Source organism: Pseudoalteromonas sp. 3J6 (genome assembly GCF_903995135.1).
GTDB lineage: Bacteria > Pseudomonadota > Gammaproteobacteria > Enterobacterales > Alteromonadaceae > Pseudoalteromonas.
In genome coordinates this window covers 886,262-902,940 of record NZ_LR877185.1, presented here as the reverse complement: position 1 = coordinate 902,940, position 16,679 = coordinate 886,262, and the positions used below count along the sequence as shown (strand labels likewise).

The following is a 16,679-nucleotide window of genomic DNA, read 5'->3' as shown; positions in this document are numbered from 1 at the left end:
CGGTATGTCTGAAAATAGCTCGCAAGAAAAAACAGAACAACCCACAGAGAAACGATTAAAAAAAGCCAAAGAAGACGGCCAAGTCGCGCGCTCAAAAGAGCTCAATACCGCTATTTTATTAATGGTTAGTATTGCTGGGTTATTGTGGTTTGCCAATTTATTTTACAGCTTATTTGTAAACTTAATGAACAGTACTATGGTGCTGGATCACTCTATTATAAATAATAAAAAAATGATGCCCATCGCATTGGGTGATGCCATTATGAATATGCTATCGACTCTCACGCCGTTTTTATTATTAAGCTTTTGCGCAATGTGGATCACTGGGTGTTTACCTGGTGGGTTTGTGTTTTCAAAAAAACTCGTGGCGCTAAAAATGAGTAAGCTAAACCCATTAACCGGGTTAGGCAAAATGTTTGGTAAGCAGTCGTTAGTCGAGCTGCTTAAATCAATACTAAAAATAACCTTACTGGCGATTTGCTTATATACCTTTTTAACTAAGCTGTGGATGCAGCTGATGGTATTACAAAACTTAGATATCAAAGTGGCGATAGGCCAAGGCATTGAGTTGTTATTTTTATCGTTAATGATCACGGTAACTTTACTACTTTTTATTGCGGTTATTGATGTGCCTTTTCAGCAAAAACAGATTGCTGATAAAATAAAAATGACCCACCAAGAAGTAAAAGAAGAGCGTAAATCTTCAGATGGTAGCCCTGAGATAAAAAATAAAATTCGGCAAATACAATATCAGCAATCGAATAGAAAAATTGAAGAGCGTGTTCCCACTGCTGATGTGATTGTTACTAATCCTACTCATTATGCTGTGGCAATAAAGTACAGTGAAGAAGCGGCTAAAGCCCCTTATGTTGTCGCTAAAGGCGTAGATGAAATGGCGCTGAGAATACGCGAAGTCGCCCGCATGAATAACAAAGAAATTATAGAGATCCCCGCATTAGCACGGGCTATTTACTTTTCGACTCGGGTCGACCAAGAAGTGCCCAACGGCTTATACAGTGCGGTTGCCTATGTACTGACCTATGTATTGCAATTAAAAGCATACAAGCAAGGGCGAGGACAAGCACCCGCCGCATTGCCTGAATTAACAATCCCTAAAAACTTACAGAAACCTTAGATGTTGGAGTTATAATTTGAACTGGCGCAGTTTTACTCAACCTTATACCGCTATTCCTATTTTGCTGTTAGCTGTTTTGTCGATGGTTATTTTGCCATTACCAGGATGGTTATTAGATGCATTATTTACCTTCAACATTGTATTGTCGGTGATTGTATTGTTGGTCGCTGTGTCTACTAAAAAGCCACTCGATTTTTCTGTATTTCCGACTATTTTGTTAGTCGCTACCTTGATGCGTTTAACCCTAAATATTGCCTCAACACGTGTGGTGTTACTGCATGGCCATGAAGGCTCAGATGTGGCAGGTCGCGTTATTCAGGCCTTTGGTGAAGTGGTTATAGGCGGTAACTACGTCGTTGGTATTGTGGTGTTTGTTATTTTAATGGTGATTAACTTTGTGGTTATTACCAAAGGCGGTGAGCGTATTTCTGAGGTGGCTGCACGCTTTACTCTAGATGCCATGCCCGGTAAACAAATGGCAATTGACGCCGATTTAAATGCCGGATTAATTGGCCCTGAGCAAGCAAAAGAGCGACGCAGTACTATAGCCCAAGAGGCCGATTTTTATGGCTCTATGGATGGCGCCTCTAAGTTTGTGCGCGGTGATGCCATTGCCGGTTTAATTATATTAGTGATCAACCTGTTGGGCGGTGTATCAATAGGTGCTTTCCAACATGGTTTAAGTTTAGCCGAAGCGTTCCAACGTTTTGCGCTGTTAACTATAGGTGATGGCTTAGTTGCGCAAATTCCTTCGTTATTACTCGCGGTTGCTGCGGCAATTATTGTTACGCGTATGAACGATGAAGGCGATGTAAGTGAAGCAGTAGGTAAGCAGTTACTTGCCTCTCCGCGTGTTATTTTTACTGCTGCATTAATTATGGTTACGCTTGGTATTGTGCCAGGTATGCCCACTGTCGCCTTTTTAGGGTTTGCCGCGCCATTATTTTATGTTGCTTGGCGATTACAACGCTCTCTCCCCGATAACTCTTTAATTGAAGCCGAACAAATGACCGACACCATTTTAAGTGAGCAACAGGCTAACTTAGAATGGGGAGATATTTCTCATGTTGATAAGTTGTCGGTTGAGCTTGGCTTTCGTTTGGTTTATTTGGCCGATAAAGACAAAGGGGAAGAGCTGGTAAAAACCTTAAGAGGTGTGCGTAAAAATCTTTCTGAGCAACTTGGATTTTTATTACCGGAGATCAGAATAAAAGATAACCTAAAATTAAATCCACAAGAATACAAAGTAAACTTAGCCGGTGTGCCTGTTGCAAGTGCTAATGTAAACGCCAAAGAGTTACTCGCGTTAAATACCGGTGATGTATACGGCAGCTTAGATGGTGAATTAACCACTGATCCTGCTTATGGGCTTGAGGCCGTTTGGATAAAAGATGACAGCAAAACCCAAGCATTAAATATGGGTTACTCTGTGGTTGATTTAGGCACCATTATTGCTACTCATACCGGCAAAGTGATCAAAGAACATTTAGATGAGTTATTTAGTTATGAAGACGTACAAAAGCTAAATGAACGGCTAAAAGAAATCTCACCTAGCTTAGCCGAAACCTTCGAAAAAGCATTACCGACTAATTTACAGCTAAAAGTGATTCGTTTACTACTAAAAGAACACATAAGTATTAAAAACATAGTCACTATTGCCGGCACATTAATAGACAGCGTAGAGGTAACTAAAGATCCGATTTTGCTGGTTTCAGACGTACGCTGTGCACTGCAAAAAGTATTGGTAAAACAGGTGATGGGTAATCGTGATGAACTCAGTGCTTACAGCCTAGATGAAAAGCTAGAAAGCACTTTACAAAGCTCACTTGATCAAGCCATGCAGGCGGGCAAAGTAGTACTAGATAGTTTTGCGGTAGATCCTAATTTACTGGGGCAATTTCAACGCACCATGCCGATGATAGTCGAAGACATGAAATCAAGAGGTGTAACACCAACATTAATTGTGGTTCCACAGCTAAGACCGCTGCTGGCACGTTATGCTAAAACTTTTACTAAAGGCAGCTTAGTCGTTCTTTCTTATAATGAAATTCCAGATACTATCCGCGTAGATATACTCGGTTCGTTAGGATAAATAGTTGTAAATGTAGTGTAACATGAATTGACTATGAATTTTATAGAGTAATGTTTGCATTTAGTGATATTTAGCTATAGTCTACTGTTTTTATTGTACATAATTACTAGTTTTTATGTTGGTTTAAAATAATGCATAAGTAAATTAAACGGCAAACTATGCGAAAGCATAGGACGCAAAGCTCCCAGTCTAAGGCAATCGCTACGATCGTGGGGTTACATTAACTTAGTGATATTCAGTAATACTGTGTTTGTATTTGTTGTATTTCGCTATTGATTTGAAAAACTTAATTGTTCTATTTAGCTTTATACGGAATATACATGAATAGATTAACTCAGCTGATTAAATTTGCATTACCCTGTGCTGTTTTTATTTTGCCACAGGGGTACGCATCAGAGCAAAGCCTGGTTCAAAGCTACGAAAACTCCACTTGGTCAGTAAATAGTAACTCGTTTGCTTGCTCGCTACAGCAGCGCTTTGATAATTATGCGCTACTTGAAGTGAAAACAGTACCTGCACAACAGCAACAACTTGTATTTACTTGGCTTTTACAAGATAAACCGATAACAAGTTTGCATGTTCTCTCTCGTAAAGCCGATTGGCAGCCAGCAAGTACAGTGCTTGCGCCTCTTAACTTTATGTCTAAAGATATCAAAGATAATGAAGTAAAATTTTCTGCAGATATGACACCGTTACTTCGCATCATTAAGCAGGGCGGTTGGTTAGACAGCGTTATAAACTTTGGTGATGAACAACTTCGCCTTACCTTTACTAATACCCATAGCGATAAAATAGTTGCAGATTATCAGCAGTGTTTAGCTAGTTTATCTCCGCTTTCTTGGGAGCAAGCACGCGACCATCAATTACAGTTTGCCAGTGGGCAGCGCACAGTAACAACGGCTAAAGATCTTAAATTTTTAAAAGATTTAGTGCGTTACATCTCTTTAGACAGCCGTGTAAGTAAAGTACTGGTTGATGGCCACACGGATAATACGGGCTCGCCGCTATCAAATCGGCTGCTTTCAAAAGAAAGAGCAGATGACGTTGCTGCCAGACTCATTGAATTTGGTTTACCAAAAGACATGTTAGAAGTAAGAGCGCATGGTCAACGTTATCCCATTATAAAAAATTCAGAGCAGGGCGCATCGTCTAATCGCCGTGTTTTAGTTCGTCTTTTCCGACACTCAAGTTAATTGCACCGCAAAGGAATAATATGAGTCAAAGATACCTTTTATGGATCAGTGAACAACAGCCAACGTCTGAAATTCAGCAGGTTGTATTTGCCGAAAACTTTAAGTTTCTGCATACAAACTCCATCAGCGATGCGGTTAGTCACTGCCTTACCAGTAAGCCAGAGCTTGTGTTTGTTGATGCAGATACTCAACAGCTCGAACTGGTTGAATTAGTAAAATTACTGCGTAAGACATGCCCCACTTCGCAAATTGTGACGTTAGTCGATTCTTCACAAAGTGAAATTGCTTCAAAAACAATTAATGCCGGTGGCGCAGTTGATTATTTATTAAAACCTTTCTTTGCAGAACAGCTTAAAAAAACAATCAGAAACACTGATTCAATGAAGCATGGGTTTGAAGATTTAATCGCTGTTTCAACTAAGTCACAGCAAGTACTTCGTTTGGCTAATCGCGCGGCTCAAACCGCCGCAGGGGTGTTGATCACTGGCGAATCGGGAACAGGTAAAGAGAAGTTAGCGCACTTTATTCATAAAGCTTCAGAGCGTAGAGATAAGCCATTTATTGCGGTTAACTGTGCCGCTATTCCTGAAAATATGCTTGAAGCCATGTTATTTGGTTTTAATAAAGGCGCGTTCACCGGCGCGGTGAATGCTCAGCCAGGTAAATTTGAGCTGGCCAATGGCGGTACTATTTTACTTGATGAAATTACTGAGCTGCCATTGGAACTTCAAGCTAAATTACTGCGCGTATTACAAGAGCGAGAAGTTGAAAGACTCGGCAGTCATCAAAAAATAAGTTTAGACATTCGCATTATTGCCGCCTCTAACCGCGTATTGCGTGAACAAGTTGAGCAAGGCGCTTTTCGTGAAGACTTATTTTATCGATTAGATGTATTACCGCTTAGTTGGCCTGCACTACGGGATCGTATTGATGACATCATCCCATTGGCACATCACTTTATAAAAAAATACGGCAACTCTGAGTTTCATATTAGCAAGCAAGCCGAAGATGTGATGCTTTGTTACAACTGGCCGGGCAATGTACGAGAAATTGAAAACGTAATCCAACGAGCTTTAGTGATGGCCAGAGGCGTTGAAATTCAGGTTGAAGATTTAAATTTACCAGAATGCTCACCAGTGGCAGTCGATTTCTGTGCTTCTCAGTTAAAAGAGAATAAAAAGCAGGCGGAGTTTGATTATATATACAGTTTATTGAGTCGATTTAAAGGGCATCGCACCCAAACTGCACAGGCGCTTGGCGTAACTACCCGAGCATTAAGATACAAAATTGCCGCTATGCGTGAATGCGGTATTGATATTGATGCAATTGCATAATTTGAAGGAAAAAAAGAATGTCGCCAATTGAAAGTCAACAAATGATGCTGGGCAAAATGATGGACATGCAAAAAATTGCAGGTCCAGAGAGTATAGAGCCGGCTGCTATCAGTAATCAAAATGTAAATATTAGTGAAGATTTTAAGCATGTTATTCGCTCTATCAACGCCCAACAAAATATTGCCGGTGAGATGGTTAAAGCCGTTGATACTGGTGAAAGTGAAGATGTGGTAGGCGCAATGATCGCTAGTCAAAAAGCGGGGCTTAGTTTTTCTATGCTTATGGAAATGCGCAATAAAGTGCTCAATGGCATTGATGATGTCATGCGCATGTCACTGTAGAGGCTGATATGAAAGGAGAATTAGCAAAAGTACCTGAGCAAAATGAGAGTAACCTAAAAGAAAGAGTGGTTAATCTCTCAAACAAATTAAACTTCGGCAACTCAGGTGACAGAAGTGTTGCAACTATTGCATTGTTAGCCACCTTAGTGGCGGCGACCATAGTCCTTATTTTATGGACCTCGGCTAAAAACTACGTACCGCTTTACGGTAATCAAGAAAGCTATGATAAAGCCAATATTTTAGAAATTTTAGATAAAGAACAAATCACGTTCCGCATTGATACCGACAGCGGTAATATTTTAGTGCCACAAGAAAAACTGGCTGATGCGCGAATCACGCTTGCGGCTAGAGGAATAAAAGCCTCTATGCCTGAGGGTATTGAGAATATTAGCGACAAAGTGTCTATGGGCACCAGTCAATTTATCGAATCTATGCAATACCAGCATGCCTTAGAAGGTGAGTTGGCACGCACCATTATTAACATGCAAGGCATACGTAATGCGCGCGTGCACTTGGCAGTCCCTAAGCGTAGCTTGTTTGTTGGTCGTACAGAGCAAAAAACCGCAGCGTCTGTGATGGTTGATTTAGCGCCAGGGCATGAGCTTAAACCAGAGCAAGTGGAAGCCATTATTGCACTGATTATTGGCAGTGTGCCTGGGCTTGATTCTCGTTCTGTGTCGGTGGTGGATCAGCGTGGTAAATTACTCAGCGGCGACTTATTTGATACCACCCCAGTAGGCAAAGAAACCGATAAAAAGCTCGCCTTTATTGAAAAAGTTGAGCGCAATATAGAGCAACGCGCCTCTATAATGTTGTTGCCAATTTTGGGGGAAGGTAATTTTAGAATTCAGGTTTCTAGTGATGTTGATTTTAGCGTAGTAGAAGAAACCCGTGAAATGGTTGATCCACAAAATGTATTAACTCAAGAATTTATTAAATCAGATAGCACCTTAGATCAACTGGCGGCGGGTATTCCTGGCTCTTTAGCTAACGAGCCTCCTGTGCCTAATGAACAAGCTGAAGATGAAAACAACGAGCGTACTTCACAACGTAGTGAGAGTAAGCGACAGTTTGAAAATGGTCGCTCAGTGACTCACACCCAATTTGAAGTAGGCCGTATTAAAAACATGAGCTTATCGGTACTTATTAATGAGCAAGTAGCTGGAACAGCTGATGGCTGGAGCGAAGCAAAGCTGGCTTCATTAGGTGAAATGGTAAAAAAAGCCACGGGGTTTAACGACGCACGGGGCGATCAATTTAACATCACTAGCTTTGCCTTTGTAGAGCAAAAGATTTTAGCACCGGGTGAAGGCCTTGAGTGGTGGCAAATGCCCGAGCTTAAAGAGTATGCTCGTTATATTGTGGGTACTTTAATTAGTTTATTACTGATTTTATTTGGTGTGCGTCCTTTAGTTAATCACTTGATAAAAGGTAAAAGTAGCGAAGCAAACAACGCCATGGCAACCGCTGATAATGAAGTTAAATCAGCCTCTGCAACAGAAAGACAAAGCAGTCCGCTTGATGACGCCATTAATGCTAAATCGCAAATAGAAAACTTAACCGCCAAAGAAGGCGAAAGCGAACATCAAAATATGTCGTTACCGCAAATAGGCAATGACTTTGAAGAACAAATAGCGCACATGCAGTTACTTGCTAATAAAGAAACCGAGCGTGTCACGTCGGTAATAAAATATTGGGTAGAACAAGGAGTTGAAATTGAATCAAGAAAAGCTTGATAAAGGCTCACAATTACCGGCGTTAGATCGCGCCGCTATTTTATTGCTAAGCATGGGCGAAGAAAATGCCGCCAGTGTTATTCGTAAATTAGGCCGCCGTGAAGTACAGGCTATTTCTGAGCGCATGGCTAAAATTTCAAATGTTACTCAACAGGATGTTGCAGGCACCTTGAGTGAATTTTTTGATTGTTACCGCAATGAAAGTGGTGTCAATGGCGCGTCGCGTGTGTATTTAGAGCGAGCACTTGATAAAGCCGTCGGCCGTAAGCTTGCCAAAACTATGCTTGATGATATTTATGGTGGTGCAATGAATGACGATTTACGTCGTTTAGAGTGGATCCCGCCAGAGCTTATAGTACGCTTTTTAGATCAGGAACATGTGCAAATGCAGGCGCTGTTTTTGGCCTTTTTACCCCCAGAGCAAGCCTCAGCCATTATTGTACTGTTTCCAGAATCGAAGCATGATGATTTACTGTATCGTATTGCCAGCCTTCGTGAAGTGAGCGAACACGTTATTGATGATGTGCGTTTAACGCTTGAATCGTGTATTGAATTTGTTGGCCGCCAAGTAGGTGCACAAGTGAATGGTGTCGATAAAGCGGTAGAAATTATGAATCGTTACAACGGTAATAAGAGCCAAATTATCGAACTCATGAAAAAACATAACACTAACGTAGCTGATGAAATACAAGAGAAAATGTACGACTTTGATGGCTTAATTAAGCAAACAGACGAGACACTAACCTTGTTGCTTAATGACATTCCAGATGAGTTATGGACGATGTCGTTAAAGGGTGTAAACAGTGAGTTTTTAGCGCGTGTTTTAGGTGCATTACCTAAACGTTTAGCGCAGGTGTACCAACAACAAATTGATGGTTTAAGCGCGCAACCACTGAGCAAAGTGATTGCCGCCAGAAAAGAAATTATGTCGATAGTAAGAGACATGAGCAAACAAGGTGATATTGAATATCGCTTATTTGAAGAAGAGACCGCAGGCTAACTATGAGTCAAGCATTTAGGTTTCCCACTTTAAATAAAAATGAGCAACATCAAACGCTGCAAGAGCGTTTAGATGCTGCTCAGCGTGTTGGTTTACAGCAGGGCTTTGAAAAAGGTCTTGCGCAGGGGGCAGCCGATAAGCAAAGTGAATTAGAGCAGCAAATGGAGCAACAAATAGAGCTACGGGTTGCTGAACGTCTTGAAGCGCAAAAAACACAGCTTATTGAACGTTTTAACACTTTATTTGATAAAGCTAATAATGAGCTACTTAACTTTAATGATGAGTTTAAACAAGACCTTGCCTTAATGATAAGCACCTTGGCTGAGCAAGTTATCGACTGTGAGCTAAAAGTACGCCCCGAAATACGTACTCAGTTGATTGAAAAAGCTATTTCCTTACTTAGCGACCGTGATGTAATAACTAAAATTATGTTCTCAGGGGCTGATCGCCACTGCTTTAGTGATGCACGTTTAGCTGAGTTTTCAGTGCCGACTTATTTTGATGAGGCTCTAAGCAGTGGAGACGTTGAATTGGTGGCAGAGCAACAAACACATCGATTTTCTTTTTCAGAGCGATTACAAAGCCTTTTGGATGAAGTGATACCTGAAATTTTAAAAGCGCAACCGCATGACTAACCCACTTCATACTTGCTTAAAGTCTGCGCTGAAAGCGCTAACCCCGCCTGAATTAGTTAAAAGTTATGGCCGCTTAACGCGAGTAAATGGTTTAACGCTTACCGCTACCGGTGGGCAATTTGCTATGGGTGAAAAATACCAAGTAGAAAGTGTTGATGGTCACTGGTATGACGCTGAAGTCGTAGGCTTTAATCAAGATGAAGCCTATTTAATGCCCCTGAAAAAAATACAAAATTTATATTCAGGTGGACGCGTTAGGCCAGTTATAAAAAACACTCATGTGGCTATTTCTGAAAAGTTATTAGGGCGTGTGCTCGATGCGCAAATGCAGCCGATTGATAACTTAGGCCCACTTGAACAAGACAGCACAAAAAACGCCAGTAAATTGGGTAACGATTATTCTTTAACGCCGCTGGAGCGCAAAGGCGTTATCGAGCCGTTAGATGTGGGTATTCGCGCCATTAATAGCTTATTTAGTGTGGGAAAAGGCCAGCGTTTAGGGCTATTTGCAGGTTCGGGTGTAGGTAAAAGTAAGTTGCTTGGCATGATGACCCGCTTTACCTCTGCCGATGTGGTTATTGTAAGCCTTGTCGGTGAGCGTGGTTGGGAGGTAAAAGATTTTATTGAGCAAAGCCTTGGTAAAGAAGGCTTAAAAAAAGCCATTGTAATAGCATCGCCAGCAGACGATTCTCCCTTATTGCGTATTAAAGCGGCCGAGCTTAGCCATAAATTGGCGGCCTATTTTAGAGATAAAAATTCAAATGTATTGCTGTTGATGGACTCATTAACCCGTTATGCGCAAGCACAGCGAGAAATTGGTTTATCGGTAGGTGAGCTGCCTGCATCCAAAGGATACCCGCCATCGGTATTTAGTAAATTAACCCAGCTGGTTGAGAGTTCCGGTAATAGTGAAAAAAGCAAAGGCAGCATGACCGCCATTTATACAGTATTAGCTGAAGGCGATGATCAACAAGATCCAATAGCCGATAACGCCCGAGCAATTCTTGATGGCCATATAGTATTGGATCGCACCTTAGCAGAAAAGGGCCACTATCCGGCGATTAATATTGGTTCATCGATTAGCCGAGTAATGCCAAATATAGTAAGTGATGAGCAGCTAAGTTTTTGTTATAAATTGAAAAAGCTTTATAGCCGCTATATGCAAGTGCATGAGCTTATTCCTTTAGGGGCGTATCAAGCAGGTAAAGATCCGGAACTCGATAGTGCGGTAAATTTGTACCCACAAATCGAATCATTTCTATGCCAAGGGTTGAACGAACAAGTGGATTTTTCACAGTCAATAACTCAATTAAATGCAGTGATGGGTAAACTGAATGCTTAATAAATTTTTAGGATTACAACAACAAAAATTAGATAAAATGCTGGCCGAGCAAACTCAGTTGCAACAAAGAAGTAACCTAGAGCAGCAACGCTTATCGCAGCTTCAGCAGCACATAAACAGTATGGATAAAAACCAGCAAATGAGCTCGGCGCTGAGCTTACAAAATTTATCAGGGATGAAGCGTATTTTGTCTGGCTTATCGACGCAGCAACAAGCGCGCATTGATGATTCACAGCAAGATGAATTACGTCAGCAGCAAGCTTGTTTTAAGCAAATGAGCTTCACCAAAGGCATAGAAGGGATAGTGAGTAATAGGCATCGTGCTGATCAAAATAAAGCGCAGCAGCAAGAGGCTAAAACGTTAGATGAAATGATCAGCCAAGCACATAGTCGTACTCTGCATAAATAACTGCTAATTTTTGCTACAATGGCGGCAAAGTAATTTAGGGTAAATAGCGTGCTGCCGGTTCAAGAAATATATACTTCACTCATTGATGCTTTAAAAGCCAACCCAATCACCTTACTGCAAGCGCCGCCTGGTGCTGGTAAATCAACATGGTTGCCATTACATCTTATGCGCGATGGGCATTATAAGCACATCGTCATGTTAGAGCCGCGGCGCTTGGCTGCAAGAAATATTGCTAACTATTTAGCGCACTGCCAAAATGAAACGCTAGGGCAAAGTGTCGGTTTACGGGTGCGAGGTGAAAGTAAAGTCAGCACACAAACTCGCCTTGAAATAGTTACCGAAGGCATGCTTACGCGCATGTTACAAAATGATCCTGAGCTTAATGATGTTGATTTACTTATTTTTGATGAGTTTCATGAGCGTTCCATCGCAGCAGATACCGCACTGGCTTTTGCTTTAGAATCGCAAGCGGCACTGCGTGAAGATTTAACCATTATGTTGATGTCGGCCACCCTTGATAGCGAACGCTACACTGGGTTTTTTAATTGCCCAGTAATTCAATCAAACGGGCGAAGTTACCCCATTGACGAAATATATTGCCCAATAAAAGATGAAAGCCGCTGGCTTGATGCTATTCCACCAATAATAAAACAAGCACTCAATGAGCAAACAGGCAGTGCGCTGGTATTTTTACCTGGCCAGCGTGAAATACTGCGAGTGCAGCAAGCGTTGATCGACTTGCCCAGTAATTGTATTGTTGCCACATTATTTGGCGAACAAGATAAAGCCAATCAACAAGCAGCAATTGCACCAGCGCCTCAAGGGATGAAAAAAGTAGTATTAACGACCAATGTTGCCGAAACAAGTTTAACCATTGAAGGTATTAGAATTGTTGTTGATAGCGGCAAGCGCCGTGCAGCCAGCTTTAATTTAAAAACCGGTGTCACTGAGCTCACTACGCAAAGTATATCGCGTTCATCGGCAGTACAACGCGCAGGGCGTGCAGGACGAATAGAACCAGGGGTTGTGTATCGGTTAGGTTCCAAACAAACTATTGAAAGACGAAACAGCCACGATAACCCTGATATTCTTACCTCAGATATTAGCCAACTGATGCTTGAGGCGAAGCAGTGGGGTGCAAGTATTAGTGAACTCACCTTACTTGACCCGCCGAGTGAGCAACAATGCAGCCAAGCTACTAATTTATTATCTATGCTTGAAGCTATAGATAGTAACGGTAAGCTCACCACGCTGGGTAGTAAAATGTTGGGCTTTGGTGCCGATATTCGCTTAGCGCATATGTTATTAAAAGCGCAAATGTTAGAACCACAGTTAAGTGGGATTTATCGCTTGGCTATTTATTTAGTGGCCTTACTAGAAAGCCGAGTTAGTACTGCCAATGAGCTCAACCTAGCACTGCATAGTCAACAACAACGACCACATCCGGTGTTTAAGCAGCAATTAAATTATTGGTTAAAACGCTTAAAATTTACCGACAGTCGTACAGATTTAAACACTGAACATTTAAGCTTATTAGTGTCGCTTGGCTATCCAGATCGGATTGCTAAAAAACGTGGTAATGGCTACTTATTAGCAAATGGTGCAGGGGCTGAACTAAACCCTGATTATTGGCATAATGACGAATATATAGCTATTGCCAGTATGGGCGGACATAAAGGCGGGCGTATTTTTGCGGCCACGGCGCTAAATCCATTAGCACTTAAAGAGTATTTACCGCATTTATTCACTGAGTTGACTCGCTGCGAGTTTGATGAAAAAGCCGCTCGGTTTATTCATCAAGATGAAGTAAAACTTGGGGAAATTACCCTTAGTAGCCAACCAAGTAAACATAAGCTTGATAAAACAGAGCGGGCCAAGGCATGGCTTAGTTTGTTTGCCAAACAGGGCTTTTCACTGTTTAACGAGCAAAAAGAAAGTGAGCAACTACTTATTAGAATGTGCCTAGCCAGCAAATTGATGCCAGAACAGTTTCCTATTATTAATCAGCAGCAGCTCATTGAAACAGCAGGTGATTGGTTAGGGGTATACCTTGAAGATATTAAAACCCTTGAGCAACTTAAAAAGTTTAATTATTTTGAGGCACTACAAAACAGTTTTAATTGGCAACAGCAAAGCGAGCTAAAATCTTTACTCCCACTGCGACTAACAGTACCAAGTGGCTCTAACATAAAAATTGAATACCAACTTGATGGCCCCGCCAAGCTCAGTGTGCGCATGCAAGAAGTATATGGTTTAACCAGTACACCTATGTTAGCTAACGGTAAATTAGCATTGCTAATGGAGTTGTTGTCTCCAGGCAAGCGTTCACTACAGTTAACCCAAGACTTAGCACATTTTTGGGATAGTAGTTACCGCGAGGTACAAAAAGAGATGAAAGGGCGCTACCCCAAGCACTTTTGGCCAGACGACCCTGCCAATAGCGTTGCCACCAGTAGAGTAAAAAGCAGAATGTGATCACGCTTCCTTAATGTCGCTTAATGTTAAACGTTGACCATACAAATAACGAACATTTTTGGGCGTTTTACAAGCACTAAACTATTATTACTTTAATGCTGATATTTTACTGGGTAAGACTTATTACCCTAGTGTACATATGAGCAGTAAGGTAGCGAGCGTTTGTAACTAATTGAAGATGCAGCTAACAATCTAAAAGTGATAATAGAGGGAACATGCATGAAAGGCGTTATCTTTAGAGGGCTTGAGGCACTGGTTATTGAAAAATGTGGCATGGCAGCATGGGACGACTTACTTGAAAAAAATGCACCGGAGGGTCGTGTTTATATTTCTGCAGAAAGTTATCCAGATGAAGAAATAGTTGGTTTAGCACAAGATGTAGCAACTGCACTTTCTATGTCTATGCCAGAGGTATTAAAGGCCTTTGGAGAGTATTTATTTTCTCACTTAAAGGCACGTCATCCAAGCATTGTTGCTAACTTTAATTGCTTTGCTGATCTCATTATTGGTATTGATAAAGTAATTCATGTTGAAGTCGCTAAGCTTTATCATGAGCCTAATTTACCTGAAATTGACGCCCAAATTATTGAAGACGGGCTTATTTTAATGCGTTACAACTCTAAGCGGCAGCTTTGTATGTGCGCCGAAGGGCTTATTTTTGGTGCTGCGTCTCATTATGGAGTTGATGTTAAACTTAACCATGCTCAGTGTATGCATGATGGGTTTGATTCGTGTTTAATTGAAATAAAATATGAGACTCCCCATGGCTGAAGACGACTACAATTATAAAAAAGCGTATTTGCGCGAAAAATCAGCTAGAGATCAATTAGAAACCCTACTAGAAGACAAAACACGGGCATTGTTTATTGTTAATCAAGAGCTGGAAGAAAAGCTCGAAACGGTCAAAAACCAACAAATAACCTTAATGCAAAGTGAAAAAATGGCTACGCTAGGGACACTCTCTGCTGGCATGGCCCACGAAATAAATAACCCGCTTGCTTACATAACCAGTAATGTAGAAAGTATAAAATTTATAAAGCCCGTGTTGGTTTCGCTAATGACGGCGGCTCAACAATTTGTAGATAAATCGATTTCAGTATCGCAGTTAGAGTCTATTTTAGTTCAGCTCAATCAAGAGAACGATTTAAGCTTTATTGTGGATGATATTGATGACTTAGTTGATGATACCCAAGAGGGTTTAGAGCGTATCGCTCATATTGTTAGTAACCTTGTCGACTTTGCAAGCCTAAAAGACAACGTAACTGCAATGGCAGATATTACAGAATCATTAAATGGCACGCTAAAGCTACTCGAAAACCAGCTGGGAACGTGTGCTATAGAGTTACACATTGAAAAGTTACCTCTAACACAGTGTAATATATCATCTATGAAACAAGTTTTTGTAAACTTATTAATTAATGCCAAACACGCTTGTGATGACTTGCACGAACAGCAAGGAAAAATAACTATTAAGCTGTTTGCCAATAAAGGCAATATTTACATAGAAGTGGCAGATAACGGCTGTGGGATGGACGCTGATACACTTAAACAAATGTTCGACCCTTTCTTTACCACTAAACCCGTAGGCCAAGGCACAGGTATGGGAATGGCTATAGTTTACAATGTACTTAAAGAGCACAATGGCACTATAGAGGTTGAAAGTGAAGTGGGTAAGGGGTCTTTAATACGTTGTGTAATACCTATTACTACATAACTTTGTAAGCTTAAAGTTTACAATATAGGCATGGCTATAAAGTGTGTTGTGGCTATTGAGCGTAGGTATTAGTATCTTAACTAGACACTTCTTGTCCGCCGTGTTGCTCGGCTAAATCATCAAGTTCGGCAACGGTATAATCAAATCCGCTTTCATCATATTCGTAGCTTACTTTAACGCTGTCGCCGCCATTAAAAAGACGTGTTTTTACGTCATTGACTGGCCAATCTTTTAATTCGTGTAAAAAGCGGTTGGCCACTTGTGATGACTCAAATCGGTAACTAATCTCTGTTTTCATAAATAATAATACCCTGATAATTTTACCCCCGTAGTTTGTTGATTTTTACCAAGGAGTCAAGTTATCTATTTTAAAAGGGTAATAAATTATGACTTTAAAGATACTTATCAGTCATAGTAATCTAAATTGGAGTGTTAACAGTATAAAGCTGTTTAAAAAACAATAACCATATAACAATAACGGAGTAGGCAATGAAATATTTAGTGAGCTTAGTTGGGCTTATCGCTTTTTTAATGGTGGTACTACCGGGACCCCTTTATAAATTTAATATCGTTGAACTAGGCACTGCTTTTGCCGGTTTTAGATTAGGTGTTTATGTCGGTGGAGCAGCATTAGCCTTATTATTAGTTCAAGTGCTATTTATGCGTAAAACAGTGAGCTTAGCCAGTGCAGTGATCACTGTTATTTTTGCAGCAGTTGCTATTGCAATGCCGCTTAACATGATGAATACAGCAAAAAGTGTTCCGCCAATTCATGATATTTCTACCGATTTAATTAACCCTCCTGAGTTTGTTGCGGTTGTGCCTTTGCGTGCTGATGCACCTAACCCTGTTGCATACGCGGGAGAAGAAACGGCAGCGCAACAACGAAAAGCATACCCAGAACTAAAATCGCTCAAGTACAACCAAACGCAACTAGAATTAGTGGCAGCTACAACAAAAGCCATGGAAAACCTTGGTTGGGAACTGGTTAATAGCGATGTTAATAATGGCATTGTTGAAGCAACAGACACCACAACCTGGTTTGGCTTTAAAGATGATGTTGTCGTGCGTATTAACGACAAAGGCAGTAAGCGTGTGTTAGACATACGCAGTAAATCTCGCATTGGTAAAAGCGATTTAGGCAAAAATGCCCAGCGTATTAAAACGTTGATTGACGAGTTAAACGCCGTTGTGGTGCAGTAATTGATAAAAATAGCCCAGCATTACGCTGGGTTTTTTGCAGTTGCTACGTCAGTTCATGTTCAGAGCTGAT

General features: G+C 41.0%; 15 protein-coding genes and 1 riboswitch. Of the genes, 14 read left to right on the top strand and 1 reads right to left on the bottom strand.

Annotated features, from left to right (window positions below):
* The first annotated feature begins 4 nt into the window (after window positions 1-4).
* The 13 genes from flhB (at window position 5) to P3J6_RS04070 (ending at window position 15,406) form a co-directional block, all read left to right on the top strand.
* On the top strand, window positions 5-1,135 hold the full coding sequence (flhB, locus tag P3J6_RS04130; RefSeq protein ID WP_138607584.1) for a flagellar biosynthesis protein FlhB: 1,131 nt from the start codon (window positions 5-7) through the stop codon (window positions 1,133-1,135).
* A gap of 16 nt (window positions 1,136-1,151) precedes the next feature.
* Window positions 1,152-3,227 carry a flagellar biosynthesis protein FlhA gene (gene flhA, locus P3J6_RS04125; protein ID WP_198522295.1) on the top strand — a complete coding sequence of 692 codons (2,076 nt, stop codon included), beginning with the start codon at window positions 1,152-1,154 and terminating at the stop codon, window positions 3,225-3,227.
* 140 nt (window positions 3,228-3,367) lie between these two features.
* Window positions 3,368-3,450, top strand: a riboswitch (cyclic di-GMP riboswitch).
* A gap of 97 nt (window positions 3,451-3,547) precedes the next feature.
* Complete coding sequence (locus P3J6_RS04120) at window positions 3,548-4,420, top strand: OmpA family protein (protein WP_198522294.1); 873 nt, start codon at window positions 3,548-3,550, stop codon at window positions 4,418-4,420.
* Window positions 4,421-4,440: 20 nt separating this feature from the next.
* Complete coding sequence (locus P3J6_RS04115) at window positions 4,441-5,754, top strand: sigma-54-dependent transcriptional regulator (protein WP_198522293.1); 1,314 nt, start codon at window positions 4,441-4,443, stop codon at window positions 5,752-5,754.
* Between the two features lie 17 nt (window positions 5,755-5,771).
* Entirely contained in the window at window positions 5,772-6,095 is a 324-nt protein-coding gene (locus tag P3J6_RS04110) for a flagellar hook-basal body complex protein FliE (protein ID WP_010391195.1), read from the top strand.
* Between the two features lie 8 nt (window positions 6,096-6,103).
* Window positions 6,104-7,831: a flagellar basal-body MS-ring/collar protein FliF gene (gene fliF, locus P3J6_RS04105; protein WP_178955436.1), complete on the top strand. Its 1,728-nt coding sequence runs from the start codon at window positions 6,104-6,106 to the stop codon at window positions 7,829-7,831.
* A complete protein-coding gene (locus P3J6_RS04100; protein WP_010391197.1) occupies window positions 7,812-8,831 on the top strand; it encodes a FliG C-terminal domain-containing protein in 1,020 nt (339 codons plus the stop codon). Before fliF ends, P3J6_RS04100 begins: the two co-directional genes overlap by 20 nt.
* Before the next feature lie 2 nt (window positions 8,832-8,833).
* Window positions 8,834-9,466, top strand: a complete 633-nt coding sequence (locus P3J6_RS04095; protein WP_198522292.1) for a FliH/SctL family protein — start codon at window positions 8,834-8,836, stop codon at window positions 9,464-9,466.
* Window positions 9,459-10,808, top strand: coding sequence for a FliI/YscN family ATPase (locus P3J6_RS04090; RefSeq protein ID WP_178955440.1), 1,350 nt, complete (start codon window positions 9,459-9,461; stop codon window positions 10,806-10,808). Before P3J6_RS04095 ends, P3J6_RS04090 begins: the two co-directional genes overlap by 8 nt.
* Window positions 10,801-11,217: a hypothetical protein gene (locus P3J6_RS04085; RefSeq protein ID WP_010391201.1), complete on the top strand. Its 417-nt coding sequence runs from the start codon at window positions 10,801-10,803 to the stop codon at window positions 11,215-11,217. The genes P3J6_RS04090 and P3J6_RS04085 overlap by 8 nt, the downstream gene beginning before the upstream one ends.
* A 48-nt stretch (window positions 11,218-11,265) precedes the next feature.
* The gene (hrpB, locus tag P3J6_RS04080; RefSeq protein WP_198522291.1) at window positions 11,266-13,692 is read left to right on the top strand and encodes an ATP-dependent helicase HrpB; all 2,427 of its coding nucleotides are present in this window, start codon (window positions 11,266-11,268) and stop codon (window positions 13,690-13,692) included.
* A gap of 219 nt (window positions 13,693-13,911) precedes the next feature.
* Window positions 13,912-14,463 carry a heme NO-binding domain-containing protein gene (locus P3J6_RS04075; protein WP_178955444.1) on the top strand — a complete coding sequence of 184 codons (552 nt, stop codon included), beginning with the start codon at window positions 13,912-13,914 and terminating at the stop codon, window positions 14,461-14,463.
* On the top strand, window positions 14,456-15,406 hold the full coding sequence (locus P3J6_RS04070; RefSeq protein ID WP_198522290.1) for a sensor histidine kinase: 951 nt from the start codon (window positions 14,456-14,458) through the stop codon (window positions 15,404-15,406). The genes P3J6_RS04075 and P3J6_RS04070 overlap by 8 nt, the downstream gene beginning before the upstream one ends.
* A gap of 76 nt (window positions 15,407-15,482) precedes the next feature.
* On the opposite strand, the gene P3J6_RS04065 is transcribed toward P3J6_RS04070, so the two are convergent.
* Entirely contained in the window at window positions 15,483-15,704 is a 222-nt protein-coding gene (locus P3J6_RS04065) for a hypothetical protein (protein ID WP_008108632.1), read from the bottom strand.
* 191 nt (window positions 15,705-15,895) lie between these two features.
* Here P3J6_RS04065 and P3J6_RS04060 point away from each other — a divergent pair, with 191 nt between their 5' ends.
* Window positions 15,896-16,609, top strand: coding sequence for a DUF1499 domain-containing protein (locus tag P3J6_RS04060; RefSeq protein WP_198522289.1), 714 nt, complete (start codon window positions 15,896-15,898; stop codon window positions 16,607-16,609).
* The last annotated feature ends 70 nt before the right edge of the window (window positions 16,610-16,679 follow it).

What these genes read in the sequence shown, in the direction of transcription:
- P3J6_RS04060 (WP_198522289.1), top strand. Translation starts at nt 15,896, where the DNA reads ATGAAATATTTAGTGAGCTTAGTTGGGCTTATCGCTTTTTTAATGGTG.
- fliF (WP_178955436.1), top strand. Translation starts at nt 6,104, where the DNA reads ATGAAAGGAGAATTAGCAAAAGTACCTGAGCAAAATGAGAGTAACCTA.
- P3J6_RS04120 (WP_198522294.1), top strand. Translation starts at nt 3,548, where the DNA reads ATGAATAGATTAACTCAGCTGATTAAATTTGCATTACCCTGTGCTGTT.
- flhB (WP_138607584.1), top strand. Translation starts at nt 5, where the DNA reads ATGTCTGAAAATAGCTCGCAAGAAAAAACAGAACAACCCACAGAGAAA.
- P3J6_RS04110 (WP_010391195.1), top strand. Translation starts at nt 5,772, where the DNA reads ATGTCGCCAATTGAAAGTCAACAAATGATGCTGGGCAAAATGATGGAC.
- P3J6_RS04075 (WP_178955444.1), top strand. Translation starts at nt 13,912, where the DNA reads ATGAAAGGCGTTATCTTTAGAGGGCTTGAGGCACTGGTTATTGAAAAA.
- P3J6_RS04070 (WP_198522290.1), top strand. Translation starts at nt 14,456, where the DNA reads ATGGCTGAAGACGACTACAATTATAAAAAAGCGTATTTGCGCGAAAAA.
- P3J6_RS04065 (WP_008108632.1), bottom strand. Translation starts at nt 15,704, where the DNA reads ATGAAAACAGAGATTAGTTACCGATTTGAGTCATCACAAGTGGCCAAC.
- P3J6_RS04095 (WP_198522292.1), top strand. Translation starts at nt 8,834, where the DNA reads ATGAGTCAAGCATTTAGGTTTCCCACTTTAAATAAAAATGAGCAACAT.
- P3J6_RS04115 (WP_198522293.1), top strand. Translation starts at nt 4,441, where the DNA reads ATGAGTCAAAGATACCTTTTATGGATCAGTGAACAACAGCCAACGTCT.
- P3J6_RS04085 (WP_010391201.1), top strand. Translation starts at nt 10,801, where the DNA reads ATGCTTAATAAATTTTTAGGATTACAACAACAAAAATTAGATAAAATG.
- P3J6_RS04090 (WP_178955440.1), top strand. Translation starts at nt 9,459, where the DNA reads ATGACTAACCCACTTCATACTTGCTTAAAGTCTGCGCTGAAAGCGCTA.